Here is a 21,136-nt window from a genome sequence, read left to right as displayed (position 1 = left end):
GCGCCCCCTCTCCGCCAGTCTGGCCGACGGGCTACTGGAACAGCGCGTTCACCTGATCGTTCGCCGACGAGAGCGACGACGGGTCGGCCTGTCCCTCGAACACCGCGTCGACGGCCGGCACCATGATGCCGTTGATCTTCGCCGCGTTGTCGGAGATCGGGAAGAGGAACGTGGTGCCCTCGTCGACCTGGCCGGTGAAGGCCGTCACGTCGATCCCGCGCTCCGCGAAGGCGGCCTGCGCCGCGTCCGAGCCCGAGGGGATGGCCGGGAAGACGACGCCGGCGGCGCCGATGACGTCCTGGCAGTCGGCGGAGGCCATGTACTCGACCCACTTGGCCGAGGCGGCCTTGTTGTCCGAGCCGGACCAGATGGAGTCGGCCAGTCCGTTGAACATCGTGGCGCGCGCGCCGTTGGGGCCGGTGGGGGTCGGAGCGGTGCCGACCTCGATGTCCTTGAGACCGTAGAACGAGTTGATGTTCCACGAGCCGTTGGTGATCATCGCGTACTTGCCGGCGCCGAAGGTCTGCGTCGAGTCGCTGCCGGTGACGGCCGCGAGGGAGGGCATGTAGCCCTCGTCGATGACCTTCGCCATCCAGCCGATCGTCGCCTGGAAGCGCTCGTCGTCGTAGTTGTACTTCGTGCCCCACGGGTTCTTGTCGGTGTAGCTCCAGCCGGTGGTGCCGGCGTACATCGACCACTGGGTCTGGCCGTTGCCGCCGCCGGACTGGCCGTCGAGGCCCAGGCCGTACACGGCGACGCGGGTCTTGTCGAAGCCGTCCTCGTCGCCGCGGACGCCGTTGACGTCGACGGTGAGGTGCGCGATGGCCTTCTCGTAGCTGCCGCCGTCCTCCGGGTTCCAGTCCAGTCCGGCGATCTGCTCGGCGGTGTAGCCGCCGTCCTCGACGAGCGCCTTGTTGTAGAAGATCGCGGTGGTGTCCCAGTCCTTCGGCAGGCCGTAGCGCTGGCCGTCCTCGCCGACCCAGAGGTCCGCGAGGCCCTTCTGGTACTGCGAGACGTCGACGCCGTCCTTCTCGACGACGCCGTCGAGCGAGACGACCTGGCCGTTGTTGACGAAGTCCGCGAACTTCGAGAGGTGGTCGGTGAAGACGTCGGGGGCCGTGCCGGCGACGAAGCCGTTCGTGAGCTTCGTCCAGTAGTCGTCCCAGGAGTACTGCGAGATGGTGACGCTCACGTCGGGGTTCGCGGTGTGGAAGTCGTCGGCGCACTGCTGGTAGGCGGCCTTCTGGTTGTTGTCCCAGAGCCAGTAGTCGATGGTGCCGGAAGCGGAGCTGGTGTCGATGTCGGCGCTGTCGCCGCCGCCGCTCGCGGCGCCGCCGGAGCCGCCGACGCAGCCGGTGAGTCCGAGGGTGAGGACGGTGGTGCCGGCCAGGACGGCGGCGGATCGTCGGAGGATGCGGGTCATGGTGCTGGTTCCTGTCTGCTGCTTCATTGCACGGGAGGGAAGGGAGTGGAGAGGGAGAGGGGAAGTGGACGGGGAAGGGGAGAGGAGAGGGGAGCGGAGAGGAGAAGAGGAGGGGAAGAGGGGCGGGCGCGTCACTTGACGCCCGAGAAGCCGATGGAGTCGACGATGCGACGGCCGAAGGCGAGGAAGAGGAGGAGGACGGGGACGGCGGCGACGAGGGTCGCGGCCATGAGCCCTGCCCAGTCGGGGCTGCCGCCCGGGGTCTGCGAGCGGAAGACGCCGAGGGCGACGGTGAGGACCCGGCTCTCCTCGGTGTTGCCGGCGAGCAGCGGCCAGAAGTAGTCGTTCCAGGTGTTGATGTAGGTGAGGATGCCCAGCGTCGCGAGCGGCGCCGTGCTCATCGGCACGATCAGGCGGAAGAAGATCCGCAGCTTGCCCGCTCCGTCGAGTTCCGCCGCCTCCTCGATCTCGCGGCTGATGCCGAGGAAGAACTGGCGGAGGAAGAACACCGCGAAGGGGGTCATCAGCAGCGTGGGCAGCGAGAGCCCGATGAACGAGTTGAGCAGCCCGAGATCGCGCATGAGGACGAAGTTGGGCAGGGCGGTGAAGATCGGCGGGACCATCAGCGCGGTGAGGAAGAGGAAGAAGACGGCGTCGCGGCCGGGCCAGCGCAGTCGCGCGAAGGCGTAGGCGGCCAGCGAGCAGAAGAGCAGCTGGCCGAGGGTGACCAGGGTGGCGTAGGCGACCGAGTTGCGCAGGTAGAGCCAGAAATTGACGGAGGCGCCGGACCCGCCCTCGGCGAGGGCCTGCTCCTGGGTGGAGAAGCCCAGGACCCGGGCGAAGGCGCCCCAGGTGAAGTCGACGGGCAGCAGCGAGGTGGTGTCGGTGGCGAGGGCGTTCCCGGTCGAGAACGCGGTGCGCACCATCCAGAAGAAGGGGAAGAGGGTGACGACGAGGGCGAGGATCAGCGCGATCCAGGCGACGACGCGGCCGAGGGAGGGTCGGCGCGCCGGCCGGGTGCGCCGGGGAGCGGGCGCGGGGGACGCGGCGGCGGCGGGATCGAGGGCGACGGGAGCTGCAGTGGTCATCGGCGTTCCTTACGCGAGGTCGGACTGGTCGGCGCGCAGCAGCCGGAGCTGGATCAGCGCGACGCCGGCGAGGATGACGAGGAGGACGACCGAGATCGCACTGGCGTAGCCGAAGTCGTTCTCGCCGAAGCCGACCTGGTAGATGTAGTACTGCATGACCCTCGTGGCGTTGACCGGGCCGCCTCGGGTGGTCACGGCGACGGTGTCGAAGACCTGGAACGAGCCGGTCACGGTGACCACGAGGACCAGCGCGAGCACCGGCCGCAGCAGCGGCAGGGTGATCTTCCAGAACGAGCGCCACTCGCTCGAGCCGTCGATCGCGGCCGCCTCGTAGACGTAGCTCGGGATGAGCTGCAGGCCGGCGAAGACCAGCAGCGCGGTGTAGCCCATGTGCCGCCAGACGTTGACGAGCGCGATCGTCGGGATCGCCCAGTTCGAGTCGGCGAAGAACGGGATGCGGGTGAGCCCGAGGCTCTCGATGACGCTGTTGACGAGGCCGAGCTGGTAGTCGAGCAGGAGGAACCAGATCATCGCCGCGATGACGTTCGAGATCAGGAAGGGCAGCAGGATCGCCCCGCGGATCACCACGGACTGGGTGAGGCGGTGCATCAGGACGGCGAGGCCGACCGCGACGACCGTCTGGACGACGATGTTGATCAGGACGTACTCGAGGGTGACGCCGACCGAGTTCCAGAACAGCGGGTCCTTCGCCAGGCGCAGGTAGTTGTCGAATCCGATGTACGACGGCGCGCTCATCAGGTTGTAGTCCGTGAAGCTCAGGTAGATGCCGCGGATCGTCGGGACGACGTAGAACGCTCCGAAGCCGACGGCGGCCGGGAGGATGAAGGCGAGCGCGACGAGCAGCTCGGAGCGGCGCGCGCGGCGCCGGCCGAGCGACATCGTCGGGCGGATCCGGACCGCGGCGGCGCCCTCGCGGGCCCGCCCCTCGCGGAGAGCCGTCATCGTGCGCACCCGGTTCGTCGCGCGTTCGAGCGTCGTGAAAGCAGCAAGAGATGACTCCTTCGTCATGATCCGAGCAGGTGGAGAAGCGCCCGTTCCGCGGTGCGCGGGAGCGTGCTGCGAAGGAAGCTACACGAGTAACCAGGAGTATTCAAGACTGGGAAGAATGTTCTTACATGGCTACTGTCGACCTCGGCTCCGTGCAGTGCTGCCGGGCCGGAGAGAGAGCAGTGATGACGACTCCACTCGCGGATCCCGCGCGCATCGACGCGCAGATCGACCCCGACGGCGGCTTCGCCGACCTCCGGGGCTCGGGCGTCCGCGTCCACCTCGCCGAGACCGCATCGGGCGGCCTGCGGGTCGACGTCGGTGCCGTCGCCGCCGTGTCGAGAGTGCGGCTGCGGTGGGCCCGGGCGATCCCCGAGGACTGCCTGGTGCTCGGGGACGCCTGGGAGCGCTCCTACGGCGAGCTCGAGTGGCGCGGCGTCCGCGCCGAGCGGATCCTGCCCTGGACGGCCCTCGTGCACCACCCGCGCACGGGCACGACCGACGGCTGGGGCGTCGAGGTGGGCGGCGCGTCGTTCGCCTTCTGGCAGGTCGACCGGCGCGGAGTCACGCTGACCCTCGATCTGCGCAGCGGCGGCGCGGCGGTCGTCCCCGGCGACCGGACGCTGACCGCGGCGGTCGTGCACAGGATCTCCGGCGAGGAGGGCGCGTTCTCCGCCCAGCGGTCGCTCCTCCGCCGGCTCTGCCCGGAGCCGCTCACGACGGGCGGACCCCTGGTCGGCGCGAACAACTGGTACTACGCCTACGGGCGCGACTTCGGCCTCGCCGCCGTCGTCCGCGACGCGCGCACGATCGCCGACCTCGTCGGCGACCACGCGGTGCGCCCGTTCGGGGTCGTCGACGACGGCTGGAGCTCGGCCGGGACGGCCGACGGCCTCGCGGCCTCACCGGGTCCCTGGCGGGCGGGACGACCCGATCGCTTCCCCGACATGGCCGCGGCCGCGGAGGCCGTCCGGGCGGAGGGCGTGCGGCCGGGGGTGTGGTTCCGGCCGCTGCTGACGCGCGAGGAGCCGCTCGAGGGAGTGCGTGCGGGGCGGGACGGGGCCCTCGCCCTCGACCCCAGCTCGCCCGCCGTGCTCGAGCTCGTCGCGGAGGACGCGGCGCGCCTCGCCGGCTGGGGCTTCGAGCTGATCAAGCACGACTTCTCGACCTACGACCTCCTCGGCGCGTGGGGTCCGGACTTCGGCGCGGCGCCCGGCTCCGGGCCCGCGCTGCACGACCGCTCCGTGACGACGGCCGAGGCGCTCGTGCGCTTCTACGCGACGATGCGCGCCGCCGCCGGCGAGGCGCTGGTGCTGGGCTGCAACGTCGTCGGGCATCTCGCCGCCGGGCTCGTGCACGCCCAGCGGGTCGGCGACGACACGTCCGGCCTGCACTGGGACCGCACCCGCCGCGTCGGCGTCAACGCCCTGGCGTTCCGCCTCGCGCAGCACGACGCGTTCTTCACCCTCGACGCGGACTGCGTGCCCAGCACGAGCAGCACCGACTGGGCCCTGAACCGCCGCTTCCTCGATCTCGTCGCCCGCAGCGGGACCGCGCTCTTCGTCTCCGTCGACCCCGCGACGCGGACCGACGCCGTCGACGCCGACCTCGCGCAGGCGCTGCGGCTGGCGCTGGACGGCGGCACGCCCGGGGGAGTCGCTCCGCTCGACTGGCTGCACTCGCCGACGCCCTCGCGGTGGTCGGCGGGCGACGAGGTCGTCGAGTACGACTGGGTCGGCCCGGACGGCGCCGACGCCTTCGAGCCGTTCCTCGCGGGGAGCCCGGACCCGGCGCTCTGAGAGGCGGGGGCGGGCACTGCGCCCGCCCCCGCTCAGTGCGTCAGACCCGCGCCGACACCGGGAGCGGCTCGCCGACGGCGACCGGGGCGTCGCCGTGGTCGGGGATGGGCAGTCGCGCCCCGTCCTGCCGCGCCGACTCCATCGCGACCAGCCCGGGCAGGGTGTACCGGGCGGCGACCCAGGCGTTCACGGTCGGCAGGGTGCCGGTCGTGACGGCCCGGACGAAGTCGTCGACCAGGAGGTGGTGCGAGCCCTCGTGCCCGTTCGGCGCGCCCTCGAGCTCGCTCGGCAGTCGCGCGGCCTCCGCCTCGTGCACCGGTGCGTGGCCGCTGACGAAGGCGGCGCGCAGCGCGGGCGAGACGTTCTCGAGGCGCGGGTCGTCGTCCGCCATCGTCGCGGTCGTGGCGAGCTGCTCGGTCACGTCCTCGACGCCCTCGCCGGTCTGCCAGACGCTCGTCTGCACGAGCTGCTCGAAGACGCCGGCCGTGCCGAAGAAGCGGAAGCGGCTCTCGCGGAGGAAGGACGGGTAGCCGACCCGGCGGAACTCGTTGATGCGCATCGAGCCGCCGCCGTCGAGCTCGAACAGCGCGGTCATGTTCGAGAAGTCGTTGCCGAACATGCTGACGTCGGTGTCGAAGACCCCGTCGTCGAGGTGGTCGCGCATGCCCGTGCAGCTCACGCTGGTCGCGTGCCTCGGCACGGCCCCCAGCACGCCGCCGATGGAGTGGGTCGGGTACCACATCGGCGGGTAGCTGGCCGTCGCCTTCCAGTCCTCGCCGCCGCTGTAGCGGTAGGCGTCGTAGAAGCCGTGGTCCATGTCGTGGAGGTAGTCCCCCTCGAGGTAGAAGACGCGGCCGAAGGCGCCCTCCTCGAACTTGCGGCGGGCGAACACCGTCGCCGGGTTGTATTGGCTGGTCTCGCCCATCATGTAGGTCAGGCCGGTCGCCGAGACCAGCTCGATGATCTCCGCGATCTCGTCGGCGTCGCTCGCCATCGGGACGGCGGAGTAGACGTGCTTCCCCGCGCGCAGCGCCCGGGCGACCAGGGGGCCGTGGGTCCAGCGCTGCGTGAACAGGGCGACGGCGTCGACCGCCGGATCGGCGAGCATCGCCTCGAAGCTCTCGTGGGTCCCGGCGAGTCCCTCCGACTCGACGAGCGCCTCCGCGCGGCCGTCGAGGACGTCGGTCACGGTGATCGCGCCGACTCCGGGGTGGCGGTGGAAGAGGTCGGCGAAGTGGCGGCTGAACTGGCCGGCGCCGACGATTCCGAGGGTGAAGGTCATGGGTTTCTCCTACTGCCGACGACGATCGGTGGCGCGGCGGACCCATTCGAGCACCTGAGTTTACTCGTGTCAACAACGAGGTTTACTCGTGTCAATATTCGGACAGCGCAATGCGCGATCCGCCCGGCGGAGGAGGGCGGCCGCGCCTAGGTCAGGTACTCGACGTCGTCGTACTGCACGGCGTCATCCGGCTCGAACTCGTCGACCGGGACGTCCTCGTGCTCGAGGATGACCGCGACGCCGGGGGAGACGAGCACGCAGACCTCGCGGTCGCCCGCGACGGTGAAGCTGACCATCCCGCCGCGCTCGCGCACGGCCTCGACGAGCTTCTTCTCCAGCTCCTCGGTGTCGAAGGAGAGGGCGAGCAGGAAGCGGCGGCCGTCGATGCTGAGGCTGGTGCGGCGCGTCGTGGGGGTCGGCACCTGAGTCCCGCGCCGGTCGGCGCCGGGGGTGACGGCGCGCACGCGCATCGGGGAGGCGTGCATCCGGATCACGGAGTTCATTCGGGATCCGGCCGGGACTCGTGGTGGCGGAGACCGTGCGAGCGACGGTCCTCCTTCATCTCGGACTCGAAGAGGTGGCGGCGACCGGCGGCGAGCTCGTCGCGTGCCGCGCGCTCCTGGTCGCGGAACGCGGCGTAGTAGCCGTCGTCGTAGTCCTCGACGATCTGGAAGGTCCAGCGGCCCTCGATGACGTTGCGGCCGACCAGCTCCTTCTCGAGGGAGTCGGCGAGCTCGTCGCGCCCCGCCTCCCGGAAGGCGTCGACCGCCTCGCCGAGCGCGAGGTCGGCGGCGCCGGTCAGCCGGTGGAAGCCGTAGAGGAGGCCGCGCGCGTGCTCGACGGTCTCGAGCGCCTCGGAGAGCTTGCCCAGCGCAGCGACGGTGGCGTCGTCGAGACCGTCCGGACGCAGGTGCGCGGAATCGGGGTGGTCGTGTGAGCTGGTCATCTCCGAGAGCTTAGGCCGACCATATTCCGCTGTGACCCCCTTGCGCCGCCGACCGGAACAGGTCGTCCCGCGGCTGAGCGGTCTCGAAGGCGGGCGTCGGAGCAGCGGTCCGCTCGTCGCTCAGCGGGTCGGCACACGCACCGGGAGCGCGACCAGGCGCACGTCGCGGAGCTCGCCGGCGTCCGCGACCGCGGTGAGGTAGGTGCAGGCCGGCTGGCGGCGGCGGTCGGTCGGCGAGCCGGGGTTCAGCAGTCGCATCCCGGCCGGCGTCCGCGAGTCCCAGGGGATGTGGCTGTGGCCGAAGACGAGCAGGTCGGCGCCGGTGTGGGCGGCGTCGGCGCGCGCCTCCCGCCCCGCCGCGGGGCCGGTCTCGTGCACGACGCGCACGTCGAGGCCCGCGATCTCCGCGCGGGCGACCTCGGGGAGGCGCACCCGCAGCCCGGCGGGGTCGTTGTTGCCCCACACGCCGAGCAGCCGTGCCGCCCGCGCCTCGAAGGCGTCCAGCGTCGCCTCGTCGACCCAGTCGCCGGCGTGCACGACCAGGTCCGCCTCGTCGGCCGCCCGCCAGACCTCGTCGGGCAGCGCCTTCGCGCGGGTGGGGAGGTGGGTGTCGGCGAGCAGGAGCAGCCGGACCGGGCCGTCCAGGCGCAGCAGCGGCTCGCCGGGGTGCTCCGCCGGCATCAGCGCGCGGGGCCGGGAGTCGGCTCCACCCCGCCGTCGGCGCCGGGCTCCTCGGCGGTCGGGGAGGCGCCGAGACGCGCGTCGAGGGCGTCGAGCGCCGGGACGAACCAGAGGTGGTCGCCGCTGTTCGACTCGACGACGAAGTCGTGCAGGGTGCTCGAGGCCGAGACCTGCTCGGTGATGTCGCCGACGACCACGAGCCGCTTGCCGTACATCACGAAGCGCTGCACGAACTCGCCGGCGATGCCCGAGCGGAGCCGGAAGAACTCCGGATCGAGGCGGCCGACCGGGACGACGATGGTCTCGGCGTCGCTGCCGTAGATCTCGCCGATGATGCCGAGCGCGTCCTCCGAGCTGGAGAGGGCGGGCCCGTCGTCGTCGACGAGGAGGAGGGGGACGCCCTGGCGGGTCTCGGTGCGCATGGACCCAGCCAACCACGTCACTCCGCCCACGTCACTCCGCGCGGAACGAGCGCAGCCGGAGGCTGTTCAGCACCACGAAGACGCTGGAGAACGCCATCGCCGCGCCCGCGACCAGCGGGCCGAGCAGGCCGGCCATCGCGAGCGGGATCGCCGCCACGTTGTAGGCGAAGGCCCAGAAGAGATTGCCGCGGATGACGCCCAGGGTCCGGCGGCCGAGCCGGAGCGCGTCGGGCACGCGGGCGAGGTCGTCGCCGACCAGCGTGACGTCGCTCGCCTCGATCGCCGCGTCGGAGCCGGCGCCCATCGCGATGCCGAGGTCGGCGGCGGCGAGGGCGGCCGCGTCGTTCACGCCGTCGCCGACGAAGGCGACCGTGCGGCCCTCGGATCGCAGCCGCTCGATCACCGCGAGCTTCTCCTCCGGCAGCACCTCGGCGACGACCTCGTCGAGGCCGACCGCGGCGGCGACCGCGGCGGCCGCGCGCGGGTTGTCGCCGGTCAGCATCAGCACGCGCAGCCCGCGGGAGCGCAGCGACGCGACCGTGCGCGCCGCCTCAGGCCGCGGCTCGTCGCGGAGGACGGCGAAGCCGCGCAGCTCGCCCTCCCAGCCGATCCCGACGACGGTGCCGCCGTCGGTCGCGGCCTGCTCGGCGCGGGCGGCGAGGTCGCCGGGTGCGTAGCCCCACTGCTCCTCGAGCCAGCGCAGGCGCCCGGCGACGACGAGGCGGCCGTCGACCCGCGCGCGGACACCGAAGCCCGCGCTTGCGCGGAATCCGGTGGCCTCGGGCACGGCCAGCCCGCGCTCCTCGGCCCCGCGGACGATCGCCGCGGCGAGGGGGTGCTCGGAGCCGCGCTCGACGGCCGCGAGCAGGCGGAGTGACTCGTCGTCGCTCGCCGCGGCGACGGAGAAGGCGCCGGTGGTCAGCGTGCCGGTCTTGTCGAGGACGACGGTGTCGACGCGGCGGCTCGTCTCGAGCACCTCGGGTCCGCGGATCAGGATGCCGAGCTGCGAGCCGCGGCCCGTGCCGACGAGGACGGCGGTGGGCGTGGCGAGACCGAGCGCGCAGGGGCAGGCGACGATCAGCACGGCGACGGCGGGCGAGACGGCGGCGGCGAGGTCTGCGCCGGAGAGCAGCCAGCCGACGAGGGTGGCGAGCGCGAGCACGACGACGACCGGCACGAAGACGGTGGAGACGCGGTCGGCGAGGCGCTGCACCCGCGCCTTGCCGGCCTGCGCCTTCGAGACCAAGCGGCCCATCCGGGCCAGGGTCGTGTCGGAGCCGACGTGGTCGACCCGGACGGTGAGCACGCCGTGCGCGTTGAGGACGCCGCCGGTGACCTCGGATCCCGGGCCGACCTCGACCGGCACGCTCTCGCCGGTCAGCAGGCTCGCGTCGACGGCGCTCGAGCCGTCGAGGACGGTGCCGTCCGCGGCGACGACCTCGCCGGGCCGCACCCGCAGCCGGTCGCCCACCGCGAGGGCGGCGGCGGGGACGCGCTCCTCGGAGCCGTCGGCGGCGACGCGGGTCGCCTCCTTCGCACCGAGCTCCAGCAGCGCGCGCAGGGCGGCGCCGGCGTCGCGTTTGGAGCGGGCCTCGAGCCAGCGGCCGGCCAGCACCAGAACGGGGACGGCGGCGGCGACCTCGAGGTAGATCTCGTCGTGCCCGGAGCGGGTGCCGAGCAGCTCGAACGGCATGCTCATGCCGGGCCGGCCGGCGTCGCCGAGGAAGAGGGCGTACAGCGACCAGGCGAAGGCCGCGGTGGTGCCGAGGCTGATCAGGGTGTCCATCGTGGTCGTCGCGTGCCGCAGTGCCCGCCAGGCGGTGCGGTGGAACGGCCAGGCGCCCCAGACCGCGACGGGCGCGGCGAGGGTGAGGCAGAGCCACTGCCAGTTCGCGAACTGCAGCGCGGGGATCATCGACAGCAGCACGACCGGCGCGGCCAGCAGGGCCGAGACCGCGAGGCGGGTGCGCAGGACGCGGCGCTCGGACTCGGCGGCCTCCTCCTCGCGGGAAGGGGCGCCGTCGTCCGCGACAGGGGCCGCTCCGGTGACCGTCGCCGTGTAGCCGGCGGCCTCGACCGCGGCGATCGCGTCGGCGGCCGTGGTGCCCTCGGGCAGCGCGAGCGTGGCGCGCTCCAGGGCGAGGTTGACGCTCGCGCGGACGCCGGGGAGCGCGTCCAGGCGGCGCTCGACCTTGGCGACGCAGGACGCGCAGGTCATCCCGCCGATGGCGAGCTCGAGCTCGGCGGGTGTCTCCGTGCGGCCGGTCGTCTCTGCGTCCGTCACGTCAGGCCAGGGGCGCGAGGCGGTACCCGGCGTCGGCGACGGCGGCCGCGATCTCCTCGCGGCCGAGCGGACGGGACGAGCCGACGGTGACGGTGGAGACGCCGTCGGGGAGGAGCGAGATGTCGACGCTGTCGACCTCGGGGTAGGCGGCGAGCTCCTCGGTGACGCTGCGGACGCAGTGCTCGCAGGTCATCCCGGCGACGCCGAAGCTCTGCACCGAGGTGCCCCCGGCGGAGGCGTGGCCGCCACCGTGCGCCGAGTCGTGACCGCCGCAGGCGCAGGCGCCGCCCGACCCGCAGCCGCCCCCGGACCCGCCGGCGGCTCCCTTGGCGGTGAGTCCGAGATCGAGGTGCGCGGTCATGCTGCTCTCCTTGCGTGGGGCGGGGGGTCCGGTGGTTCAGTGATACCCCCCGGGGGTACTACCCATCGTAGACCGGGTGCTTCTCGCGGGCAAGGCGGAGGCGCGAGGGGAGAGAATCTCCGGAGGAGCATCGCGATCCCGAGCGCGCCGGAGGAGGGGACATGGCCGCAGCACCGCCGCCCGACTGGGGCGCCCCGCCGCCGCACGCCTCGGCGCATCCGCTGCCGTCCGACGCGCTCCCGCCGCGCCGCCGCTTCGAGCCGACCGCGCTGATCACCTCGCCAGCCGAGGCCCGCAGGGCGCGGGGCGCGCTCGCCGCGCAGCTGCGCCAGACGTCTCCGGAGAACCGGCGGCGGCTGGCCGAGTTCGCGGCGGTCGCCGACGGGGTCGCGCTGCTGCGCGGCCGCGAGTTCGACCGGGCGCTGCGGCGGATCGCGGCCCCGGCCGCCGCCGTCGCTCCGGACGCCACGGGCGTCGTCACCCTCGGCCCGACGGGCCTGCGCTCGCCGGGGAGCGCGCCGACGCCCTGGCGATCGCGTCCTGGAGCGACGTGCTCTCGGTCGAGGTCGGCACGGTCGCGCACGGCGCCTTCCGCGTCCGCGCCGTCGTGCTCGCCGTGCTGGCGGCGCGACCGGAGCAGGGCGCCGCCGCGGGTCAGGGCTTCCGCGGCCTGGTCTCCGAGGCGGCCCGTGCCTCCGCCGCCGCCCTCGCCGCGCGGGCGCGCCGCCGGGTGCTGGTGCCGCTCGTCGTCGCCACGCCGGGGCCGCTCGGCTGGACCGTCGCCGACGACCGCACCTTCCTCCTCGCCCTCGACCGGGTGCGCCGCGCCCGCGAGGCGCGATGAGGGCGCGGCTGCCGTTCGCGCTCGCCGCGATCGCCGCGCTCGCACTCGGCCTCGCCCTGCGCTTCCTCCTGGTCGGCCTGCTCGCCGACCTCGCCGGCAGCGTCCTCTACGTCGTGCTCGTCGCGCTGCTGGTCTGCGTGCTGCTGCCGCGGATCCCGGCGGTGACCGCGGCGGGGATCGCCCTCGCCTGGTCGATCGCGATGGAGCAGCTCCAGGCGATCGGAGCCGCCGCCCGCCTGGTCGAGCTGTGGCCGCCGCTGCGCCTCGTCGTCGGCAGCACCTTCTCCTGGCTGGACATCGCCGCGTACGTGCTCGGCGCGGTCGTCGCCGCGGCCGTGCTGATCGCCGTCGCCCCGCGGGCGCGCTCCGAGCACGAGGAGCCGGGCCGCGAGGAGCCGGGGGAGCTCCGCCCGTAGGGTGGGCGCATGCACGACGCGACACCGCCACTGCCGCAGACGGACGAGCGGGCGCACGACACCCGCCGCGACCGCCGCACTCCGGAGCCGGTCGACCGCTTCGCCACCGGCGAGGAGTTCCCGGAGTACCGGGTCGACCTCGAGCGGATCCGCTTCTCGCCCTACTTCGCCCGGCTCTCCGCGGTCACGCAGGTCATCTCGCCCTCGGGCGTCGGCCAGGTCGTGCACAACCGGCTGACCCACTCCATCAAGGTCACCGCGGTCGCCCGCGCGATCGCGATGCAGCTGACCACCACGGACACGGCCCAGCGCGAGCTGGTCGAGCGCCTCGGCGGCTGCGACCCGGTCGTCGTGCAGGCCGCGGCCAGCGCGCACGACCTCGGCCACCCGCCGTTCGGGCACCTCGGCGAGCAGGCGCTCGACCGCCTGGCCCGCGAGAAGCTCGGCCTCGAGGAGGGCTTCGAGGGGAACGCGCAGTCCTTCCGGATCCTCTCCGAGCTCGACGTCTGCGAGACGGTGGAGGCGGGGCTGAACCTCACCGCCGCCTCCCGCGCCGCGGTGCTCAAGTACCCGTGGGGCCGCACGGTCTGCCGACCGGACCTCGAGACGGCCGACCCGACCGAGCTGCCGCGCGGCTCGACCGCCAGCCGCTGGGAGACCGCGCCGCCGAAGTTCTCGGCCTACACGCTCGACCTCGACGACCTGCTCGACTCCCGCACCGGCTTCACCGCGATCGCGCCCTGGCAGCAGACGCTGGAGTGCTCGGTGATGGACGTCGCCGACGACATCGCCTACTCGCTGCACGACCTCGACGACTTCTACCGCGCCGGCGTGCTGCAGCAGGCGGCCGTCGCGGTGGAGTTCCGGGCGTTCCTGCGCGAGCAGAACGCGCTGGCCGCCCTCGACGCCGAGGAGCTGTGGGCGCGGGCGCCCGGGCACTCGCTGGAGATGCTGCGGCGGAGGCTGGTGGCCCGCGACCCGTGGATCGCCAGCGACGAGCACTTCCGCTCCTCCGTCGAGCGGGTCTCGACCGAGCTGGTGGAGGGGCTGCTCGCGGTGCCGTTCGACGGCTCCACCCGCACCGAGCGGGCGATCGAGTCGTTCGTCTCCTCCTGGATCGGGCGGCTGCAGCGCTCGGTGCTCGTGCTCGCCGAGCCGAACGTGCGCTCGGGACACCTGACCCTCCTGCCCGACGCCTGGCACGACGTCGCGGTGCTGAAGTTCGTGCACACCCGCTTCGTGATCGACCGGCCCGACTTCGCGACCTACCAGCGCGGCCAGTCGCAGGTGCTCGGGACGCTGGTCACCCACCTCGACGCCTGGCTCGACGACCCGCGGGACGGCCCGCGCGCCCCGCAGAAGCTGCTCGACCTGATCGAGCTGGCGACCGACGGCTATTTCCGCCTGCGTGCCGACCGCCCCGAGTGGCTGCCGGCCGGCGAGCGCGGCCGCCCGCGCGTCGACGCGGAGTCGCTGCAGCGCCTCGGCCGGGCCCGCGGCGTCGTCGACTACGTGGCGACCCTCACCGACGAGCAGGCGATGGCGCTCGCCGCCCGCCTCCGCGGCGACCGCGAGCCCTGGGCCATGGGCACCTGACGCCCCTCCCGCTGCCGAGCGCCGGGCGGTTGACACCGGAGGGTCGCCTGTGGCCATCGCGGAGAACACCCGCGAGAACGCGCGCGATTCCGCGCCAGAGCGCGCAGCAGGCCCACAGAGTGTGCATGTCGCCGCCGTCCAGCCGGCGTCCAGCAAGCGTCGGGTGAACGACAGCGTAAAATCACGGGGGCACATGCCGAGATCGACAATTCGATAGGGAGTTCCGTTGGACGGAAACGCAACGACCACGCACCGCAACGTCGCATTGCTGTCCGTCGCTACCACGATGGCCCCCCGGGTGACCACGTCGGAAGAGATCGACGCGCGACTGGCGCCGGCGCTGAAGCGGCTGCGACTCCCCACCGGACTCCTCCAGCGCGTCGCCGGCGTGCAGGAGCGGCGCAACTGGGGCCCCGAGCAGGGCTTCGACGGCGCCGCGATCGAGGCGGGCAAGCGCGCCCTGGCCGAGGCCGGCATCCGGCCCGATCAGATCGGGCTGATCATCAACACCTCGGTGACCCGCAAGCACCTCGAGCCCTCGGTCGCCGTGCGCCTGCACCACGGGCTCGGGCTGCCGTCCTCCGCGATCAACTTCGACATCGCGAACGCCTGCCTCGGCTTCGTCAACGGCATGACGCTCGCGGCCCAGCTGATCGACTCCGGGCAGATCAAGTACGCGATGATCATCGACGGCGAGGACGCCGACGAGATCCAGGTCAACACGATCGAGCGCCTCAGCCGCGAGGGCATCAAGCGCAAGGACTTCATGAGCGAGTTCGCGAGCCTGACCCTCGGGTCCGGCGCCGCGGCCGCGATCCTCGGCCCGGCCGACGAGCACCCCAAGGGCCACCGGATCCTCGGCGGCATCACCCGCGCGGCCACCCAGTTCAACGAGCTCTGCGTCGGAAGCGTCGACGGGATGTTCACCGACGCGAAGGCTCTGCTCAAGGGCGGCATGGAGCTCGTCGTCTCCGCCTGGAAGGAGGCGAAGCGCGACTGGAGCTGGGGCGGGATGGACCGCTACATCATGCATCAGGTGTCGGACGTGCACACCAACGCCTTCGTGAAGGCCGTCGGCATCGACCCCGAGCTGGTGCCCACCACCTACCCGACGCTCGGCAACGTCGGCCCCGCGTCGATCCCGATCACCCTCGCGCAGGAGTCGAAGACCCTCGAGCCGGGCCACCGCGTCCTGCTGCTGGGCGTCGGCTCCGGCATCAACACCGCGATGCTCGAGATCGCCTGGTGAGCGCCGCCGCCGGCCGGCACCCGGCCGCCAGGATCCGCCGCGCACTCGGCTCGACCTCGGCGGCGGAGCTGCCGCCGGCGGGTCTCGACGGCCTCGATCCGTCCTGGTCGCGCCTCGTCGACGCCCCCGACGCGCACGGCGTCCCGCGCCGCTGGCACCTGCTCGACACGCACGACGCGCTCGCGGGCGTCGAGCCCGTCGGCACGATCCTCTGCGTGCACGGCAACCCGACCTGGTCCTACCTCTGGCGGGCCCTCGCCGCCGCCACCGTCGCGGCCGCCCGCCGTGGAGAGCCGGCCTGGCGCGTCGTCGCCGTCGACCAGCTCGAGATGGGCTTCTCCGAGCGCACCGGCGAGCTGCACGCCCTCGCCGACCGCGTGCGCGAGCTGTCGAACCTCACCGATGTGCTCGCCCTCCGCGACGTCGTCACCCTCGGCCACGACTGGGGCGGAGTCGTCTCGCTCGGCTGGGCGGTCGACCACCCGGAGCTCCTGCGCGGCACGATGCTGCTCAACACCGCGATCCACCAGCCGGCCGACGCGCCGATCCCCGCGCCGCTGCGGCTGGCCCTCGCCTCCGGCGTCCTCGGCGCCTCGACGGTCGGCACGCCGGCGTTCCTCGAGACCACGCTCGCCCTCGGGCACCCGGCGATCCCGGCCGCGATCAAGGACGGCTACCGCGCGCCCTACCGCTCGGCGGAGCGACGGGGCGGGGTCGGCGGGTTCGTCGCCGACATCCCGGTCGGCCCCGCGCACCCGAGCCACGCCGAGCTGGAGCGGATCGCCGCAGGCGTCCGCGCGCTGGAGACCCCCGCGCTGCTGCTCTGGGGCCCGCTGGACCCGATCTTCTCCGACCGCTACCTCGACGACCTCGTCGACCGCCTCCCGCACGCGCAGGTGCACCGCTTCGAGGGCACCGGCCACCTGCTCGCGGAGGACGTCGACTACTCCGCCGCCGTCCTCACCTGGCTCGGCGACGTCACCGCGGGCGTCCAGGCGCCCGACGTGCGCCGCCCGACCGCTCCGATCGAGCCGCTCTGGCGGCACCTCGACGAGCGCGTCGAGGACGACTCGCTCGCGCTGGTCGAGATGGCGCCGCCCGGAGGCGACGGTCCGCGCTCCGTCTCGTGGCGCCTGCTCTCGCGGCGGGTCCGCGAGCTGGCCGCCGGACTCCGGGCCTCGGGCGTCGCGCCCGGCGACCGTGTCTCGCTGCTCGTGCCGCCCGGTGCCGACCTCACCGCGCTCCTCTACGCCTGCCTCCGGATCGGGGCCGTCGTGGTCGTCGCCGACGCCGGCCTCGGCCTGCGCGGACTGACCCGCGCCGTCCGCGGCGCCTGGCCGGACCTCGTCGTCGGCGCGCTGCCGGGCCTCGCCGTCGCCCGGGCGCTCGGCTGGCCGGGCGGGCGCGTCTCGACGCAGACGCTGCCGCGCGCCTCCGCCCGCGCGTTCGGCGTCGACACCTCGCTCGGGCAGCTGATCGAGCTCGGCCGCGCGGAGCTGGCCGCCTCCACCGACGCCATCGGTGAGCCGCCCGCGGCCGACGCGACCGCCGCGATCCTCTTCACCTCCGGCTCGACCGGCCCCGCGAAGGGCGTCGTCTACACCCACCGCCAGCTCGCCGGGGTCCGCGACGCCCTCGCCCGCCAGTACGGGATCGGCCCGGGGACCGGACTCGTCGCCGGCTTCGCGCCGTTCGCCCTGCTCGGCCCGGCGCTCGGCACCCGCTCCGCGACGCCGGACATGGACGTCACCTCGCCGCGGACGCTCACTGCGCGGGCGGTGGCGGCCGCGGCGGCGCAGGTCGACGCGACCGTCCTCTTCCTCTCGCCCGCCGCGCTCGCCAACGTGGTCGCCACCGCGGGCGACCTCGACGCCGACGACCACCGCGCGCTCGCCGGCGTCCGCACCTTCCTCTCCGCAGGCGCTCCCGTCGCCGAGGGGCTGCTCGCGCAGGCGCAGGCGCTGATGCCGAACGCGTCGGCCCGCACGCCCTACGGGATGACCGAGGGACTGCTGCTGACGGACGCCTCGCTCGAGGGCATCCGCGCGGCCGCGGCGGACGACGACCCGCGCGGAGGAGTCTGCGTCGGCGTCCCCGCCGCGGGTGTCCGCCTCCGGATCGCGCCGCTCGACGACGACGGGCGCGCCGCTCCCGAGCCGGCCGAGCTCGTCGGCGTCACCGGCGAGATCGTCGTCTCGGCCGGGCACGTCGAGGACCACTACGAGCGGCTCTGGCTGACCGACCGCGCCGCACGCCGCGGCGCCGTGCCGGGCGAGCGCTGGCACCGCACCGGCGACGTCGGGCGGATCGATGCCGACGGCCGGCTCTGGGTGGAGGGCCGCCTGCCGCACGTGATCGTCACGGCCGACGGCGTCGTGACTCCCGTCGGGCCGGAGCAGCGGATCGAGGCGCGCGTCGCCGCCGTCTCCCGCGCCGCACTCGTCCGCGTCGGGCCCCGCGGCGTCGCGCAGCTCGTCGCGGTCGTCGAGCGGCACGAGGGTGCCCGCCGCACGCAGCTCGCGTCCGAGGAGCTCGCCGCCGAGGTCCGCGCGGCTGTCGGCGCACCGGTCGCGGCCGTGCTCGTGGTGCCGGCGCTGCCGACCGACATCCGGCACAACTCCAAGATCGACCGGGCCGCGCTCGCGCGCTGGGCGGAGTCGATCCTCGCCGGCGGCCGGACGGTCGCGCCGTGAGGGTCCTCGTCACCGGAGCGAGCGGGCTGCTCGGCGGCGCCGTGGCGGCGGGGCTCGTCGCCGAGGGACACGAGGTCCGCACGTTCCAGCGCCGTCCGTCGGGAGTGAGCGGTGTCGAGGACGTGCGCGGCTCGCTGGCCGACGCTCGCGCCGTCGAGGCCGCGGTCGAGGGCCGCGAGGGCGTCGTGCACCTCGCGGCGAAGGTCTCGCTCGCGGGCGACCCGGCCGACTTCGTCTGGGTGAACGTCGACGGGACGCGGGGCCTGCTGGCCGCCGCGGCGCAGGCGGGTGTCGCGCGGTTCGTCCAGGTGTCCTCGCCGTCGGTGGCGCACGCCGGAGCCTCGATCGTCGGCGAGGGCGCCGAGCCGGCCGATCCCGAGCGCGCCCGCGGTGATTACGCCCGCACGAAGGCGCGGGCCGAGCTGCTCGCGCTGGCCGCCGACGCGCCGGGCTTCGCCGTCGTGGCGGTCCGCCCGCACCTGGTCTGGGGTCCGGGCGACACCCAGCTCGTGGCGCGCATCGTCGAGCGCGCCCGCACCGGCCGGCTGCCGCTGCTCGGCGACGGCCAGGCGCTGATCGACTCCACCTACCTCGACAACGCCGCCTCGGCGATCGTCGCCGCGCTCGGCCGGGCGGAGGCGGTGCACGGCCGCGCCTACGTCGTCACGAACGGCGAGCCGCGGCCGGTGGCCGAGCTGCTCGCCGGGATCTGCCGGGCCGCCGGCGTGCGCCCTCCGGCCTGGTCGGTGCCCGCGGGCGTCGCGCGCGCCGCGGGCTCGCTCGTCGAGCGCGTCTGGGCGGTGCGCCCGGGGGAGGACGAGCCGCCGATGACCCGCTTCCTCGCCGAGCAGCTCTCGACCGCGCACTGGTTCGATCAGCGCGCCACCCGCGCCGACCTGCAGTGGACGCCGGCGGTCACCCTCGACGAGGGCCTCGCCCGCCTGGCCGCCTCCTACCGCTGACACGACGACGCCCCCAGCGCGAGTGCGCGAGGGGCGTCCGATGTCCGGCCTGCTGATCGAGCGGCCGGCTCCGCGGGCGTGCCCTCTTCATGCTGTTCGAGTAGCCCCGGCTCCGCGGGCGTGCCCTTCATGCTGATCGAGTAGCCCGCTCCGCGGGCGTATCGAGATCCCCACCGTCAAGACGCTGAGTCTGCAGTCCCGCGCGGTTCGGCACGGTGGGTCTCGATACGCCCCTCCGGGGCTACTCGACCAGCATGGTGTCCGCCGTCTCGTGGCGATTCATGCTGATCGAGTAGCCCGCTCCGCGGGCGCATCGAGATCCACCGGCGGCGGAGCCGCGTCAGTCGGCGAGGATCAGGTACAGCGCGCGGCGGGTCTCGTCGAGCTTCGCGGAGGCGGCGGCGCGCTGCGCCTCCGAGGCCCCGCGGAACTGCTGGACGACGCCCATCAGCTTGCCGATGTTCTCGACGAACTCGCGGTCCGCGTCGCTCGCGCCGGGAGTGGCCTCCCAGGCGGCGGCGAGCTCGTCGGCGTGCTCGCGCACGTAGGTGCCGCCCGCGTCGGTGAGCTGGTACTCGGTGCCGCGGCCCTCGCCGACGGCCGTGATCAGGCCCTCGTCGACGAGCTGCTGGAGCGTGGGGTAGACCGAGCCGGGGCTGGGGCGCCACGAGCCGTTCGTCTTCTCGGCGATCGCCTTGATCAGGCCGTAGCCGTTCGAGGACTTCTCGGCGAGGAGGGAGAGCAGGGCGGCGCGGACGTCGCCGCGACGGGCTCGTCCGCCGCCGCGGCCGAAGCCGGGGCCGCCGAAGCCGGGGCCGAAGCCGCCGAAGCCCGGGCCGAAGCCGAAGCCGGGGCCGAAGCCGCGGCCGTGACCGCCGGGGCCGCGGCGCTCGCGCCGGCCGGGCTGGTCGTGGCCGCCGTGGCCGTGCTCGCCGTGCGAGCGGTCGAAGCGGTCGCTGTGGTCGTGGAAGGAGTTCCTGGTGTTCATGGTGTCTCTTCTCGTGTCAGGGGATTCCTCTCGAAATCCGTCTCGCCCGTCGGAGCGAGTGCTCACGATCTGTCGGCGATGTAGTAACGATATATCGGCGACTGTCACTCGTCAAGCACGACTTTCTGACTACGCTCGAGGGACCCCCACCGGAAGGCCCCTCCGCATGCCGCTGTCCGCCGCCGCGCTCGCCGCGATCCTCGACGAGTCGCTCCTCACCGGCGCCGTCCTCACCGGCCGCGCGAGCAACCTCGGCAACCTGCGCCGCCTGGCCGCCCGCGAGCCCGCCCACCTCTACGGCGTCGACGTCGCCGAGCACTGGGACGTCGAGAGCCTGCTCGCCCTGATGGGGGAGCGGGTCGGCATCAGCACCGACCCGGCGTTCGAGCACGGGCAGGACCGCATCGACGCCGCCCTCACCGTCGCCGCGCTCGACGCCTACCGCGACCGCTTCGCGCGCGCCGTTCGCGAGGGTGCGCTGATCCTCTTCGCCACCGCGCATCCCGCGACCCTGCTGGACGTCTACCGCCGGCTCGCCGCGGCTGCGACGGCGGCCGGCGCCCGCGTGATCGACGTCAACGCCCTCCCGTTCGCCCGCCCCGACGGCGTCCGGGTCGCCCTGGCCGACGAGCACCAGCGGCTGTGGTGCACCGGCGGCGTCACCTGCGCCTACCGCGGCGGCAGCCTTCAGCACACCCACTCGGCCGAGCCGATGAACGCGCTGCTCGACGAGCTCGAGGCGCTCGGCGTCCGCCCCGACCTCGTCGTCGCCGACCACGGCTGGGCCGGCGCCTCCGGGCGGCGCGGCCTGCCGACGATCGCGATCGCCGACTGCAACGACCCCGCCGTCTTCGTCGCCGAGGCGCAGGGCTCGATCGAGGTGGTCGTGCCGATCGACGACGGCCTCGCCGTGCACCTCTACGAGCCGGTGATCGCCTACCTCCTGGACGCGCTCGCCGCCACCTCCGAGCCGGCTCCGACCTCGGGCTCGTAGAATCGCCTACGGCTCGTCAGGATCCCGTGATCCGACGAGCCGTCCGCGTTCCCGCGAGCCCGAGGTCAGTCCTCGCCACCACTTCCCAGACGGAGCATCC

The 21,136-nt window shown here is 73.8% G+C and carries 19 protein-coding genes; 8 read left to right on the top strand and 11 right to left on the bottom strand.

All coding sequences use genetic code 11. The features are described from left to right. Window positions 1-31: 31 nt before the first annotated feature. The 3 genes from GTU73_RS16425 to GTU73_RS16415 all read right to left on the bottom strand — a co-directional run bounded on the left by GTU73_RS16425 (window position 32) and on the right by GTU73_RS16415 (window position 3,411). A complete protein-coding gene (locus GTU73_RS16425; RefSeq protein ID WP_160090726.1) occupies window positions 32-1,423 on the bottom strand; it encodes a sugar ABC transporter substrate-binding protein in 1,392 nt (463 codons plus the stop codon). Window positions 1,424-1,554: 131 nt separating this feature from the next. Continuing rightward, a complete protein-coding gene (locus GTU73_RS16420; RefSeq protein WP_160090725.1) occupies window positions 1,555-2,511 on the bottom strand; it encodes a carbohydrate ABC transporter permease in 957 nt (318 codons plus the stop codon). A gap of 9 nt (window positions 2,512-2,520) precedes the next feature. Then, window positions 2,521-3,411 (bottom strand): sugar ABC transporter permease, encoded by an 891-nt coding sequence (locus GTU73_RS16415; RefSeq protein WP_244231872.1) that lies wholly within the window; start codon window positions 3,409-3,411, stop codon window positions 2,521-2,523. Window positions 3,412-3,704: 293 nt separating this feature from the next. Here GTU73_RS16415 and GTU73_RS16410 point away from each other — a divergent pair, with 293 nt between their 5' ends. Further along, a complete protein-coding gene (locus GTU73_RS16410; protein WP_208543684.1) occupies window positions 3,705-5,318 on the top strand; it encodes a hypothetical protein in 1,614 nt (537 codons plus the stop codon). Between the two features lie 40 nt (window positions 5,319-5,358). On the opposite strand, the gene GTU73_RS16405 is transcribed toward GTU73_RS16410, so the two are convergent. The 7 genes from GTU73_RS16405 to GTU73_RS19590 all read right to left on the bottom strand — a co-directional run bounded on the left by GTU73_RS16405 (window position 5,359) and on the right by GTU73_RS19590 (window position 11,294). Further along, the gene (locus GTU73_RS16405) at window positions 5,359-6,600 is read right to left on the bottom strand and encodes a Gfo/Idh/MocA family oxidoreductase (RefSeq protein WP_160090724.1); all 1,242 of its coding nucleotides are present in this window, start codon (window positions 6,598-6,600) and stop codon (window positions 5,359-5,361) included. 146 nt (window positions 6,601-6,746) lie between these two features. Next, window positions 6,747-7,103, bottom strand: coding sequence for a hypothetical protein (locus GTU73_RS16400; protein WP_160090723.1), 357 nt, complete (start codon window positions 7,101-7,103; stop codon window positions 6,747-6,749). Next, entirely contained in the window at window positions 7,100-7,546 is a 447-nt protein-coding gene (locus GTU73_RS16395; RefSeq protein WP_160090722.1) for a hypothetical protein, read from the bottom strand. The genes GTU73_RS16400 and GTU73_RS16395 overlap by 4 nt, the downstream gene beginning before the upstream one ends. A gap of 120 nt (window positions 7,547-7,666) precedes the next feature. Further along, window positions 7,667-8,227, bottom strand: a complete 561-nt coding sequence (locus GTU73_RS16390; protein WP_160090721.1) for a metallophosphoesterase — start codon at window positions 8,225-8,227, stop codon at window positions 7,667-7,669. Continuing rightward, window positions 8,227-8,649 (bottom strand): DUF4180 domain-containing protein, encoded by a 423-nt coding sequence (locus GTU73_RS16385; protein WP_160090720.1) that lies wholly within the window; start codon window positions 8,647-8,649, stop codon window positions 8,227-8,229. The genes GTU73_RS16390 and GTU73_RS16385 overlap by 1 nt, the downstream gene beginning before the upstream one ends. Window positions 8,650-8,680: 31 nt before the next feature. Next, a complete protein-coding gene (locus GTU73_RS16380; protein WP_279630799.1) occupies window positions 8,681-10,933 on the bottom strand; it encodes a heavy metal translocating P-type ATPase in 2,253 nt (750 codons plus the stop codon). Window position 10,934: 1 nt separating this feature from the next. After that, a complete protein-coding gene (locus GTU73_RS19590) occupies window positions 10,935-11,294 on the bottom strand; it encodes a heavy-metal-associated domain-containing protein (RefSeq protein ID WP_160090719.1) in 360 nt (119 codons plus the stop codon). 550 nt (window positions 11,295-11,844) lie between these two features. On the opposite strand from GTU73_RS19590, the gene GTU73_RS16370 reads away from it, so the two are divergent. From GTU73_RS16370 to GTU73_RS16345, 6 genes are all read left to right on the top strand, one after another. Continuing rightward, complete coding sequence (locus GTU73_RS16370; protein WP_160090718.1) at window positions 11,845-12,138, top strand: hypothetical protein; 294 nt, start codon at window positions 11,845-11,847, stop codon at window positions 12,136-12,138. Beyond that, on the top strand, window positions 12,135-12,554 hold the full coding sequence (locus GTU73_RS16365) for a DUF2809 domain-containing protein (protein WP_160090717.1): 420 nt from the start codon (window positions 12,135-12,137) through the stop codon (window positions 12,552-12,554). Before GTU73_RS16370 ends, GTU73_RS16365 begins: the two co-directional genes overlap by 4 nt. Window positions 12,555-12,563: 9 nt before the next feature. Beyond that, the gene (gene dgt / locus GTU73_RS16360) at window positions 12,564-14,150 is read left to right on the top strand and encodes a dGTP triphosphohydrolase (protein ID WP_160090716.1); all 1,587 of its coding nucleotides are present in this window, start codon (window positions 12,564-12,566) and stop codon (window positions 14,148-14,150) included. A 226-nt stretch (window positions 14,151-14,376) separates the two neighbouring features. Then, window positions 14,377-15,399, top strand: a complete 1,023-nt coding sequence (locus GTU73_RS16355) for a 3-oxoacyl-ACP synthase III (RefSeq protein ID WP_123446645.1) — start codon at window positions 14,377-14,379, stop codon at window positions 15,397-15,399. Beyond that, window positions 15,396-18,092: an alpha/beta fold hydrolase gene (locus GTU73_RS16350; protein WP_244231675.1), complete on the top strand. Its 2,697-nt coding sequence runs from the start codon at window positions 15,396-15,398 to the stop codon at window positions 18,090-18,092. The genes GTU73_RS16355 and GTU73_RS16350 overlap by 4 nt, the downstream gene beginning before the upstream one ends. Next, complete coding sequence (locus GTU73_RS16345; protein ID WP_160090715.1) at window positions 18,089-19,054, top strand: NAD-dependent epimerase/dehydratase family protein; 966 nt, start codon at window positions 18,089-18,091, stop codon at window positions 19,052-19,054. The genes GTU73_RS16350 and GTU73_RS16345 overlap by 4 nt, the downstream gene beginning before the upstream one ends. A gap of 340 nt (window positions 19,055-19,394) precedes the next feature. Here GTU73_RS16345 and GTU73_RS16340 read toward each other — a convergent pair whose 3' ends face one another. Then, a complete protein-coding gene (locus GTU73_RS16340; RefSeq protein ID WP_160090714.1) occupies window positions 19,395-20,042 on the bottom strand; it encodes a PadR family transcriptional regulator in 648 nt (215 codons plus the stop codon). Window positions 20,043-20,208: 166 nt separating this feature from the next. Here GTU73_RS16340 and GTU73_RS16335 point away from each other — a divergent pair, with 166 nt between their 5' ends. Beyond that, the gene (locus GTU73_RS16335; RefSeq protein ID WP_160090713.1) at window positions 20,209-21,036 is read left to right on the top strand and encodes a phosphatase; all 828 of its coding nucleotides are present in this window, start codon (window positions 20,209-20,211) and stop codon (window positions 21,034-21,036) included. Window positions 21,037-21,136: the final 100 nt, after the last annotated feature.

The sequence above is a fragment of the Rathayibacter sp. VKM Ac-2804 genome (assembly GCF_009866655.1).
Lineage (GTDB): Bacteria > Actinomycetota > Actinomycetes > Actinomycetales > Microbacteriaceae > Rathayibacter.
This window is presented reverse-complemented; position numbering and strand designations above follow the sequence as displayed.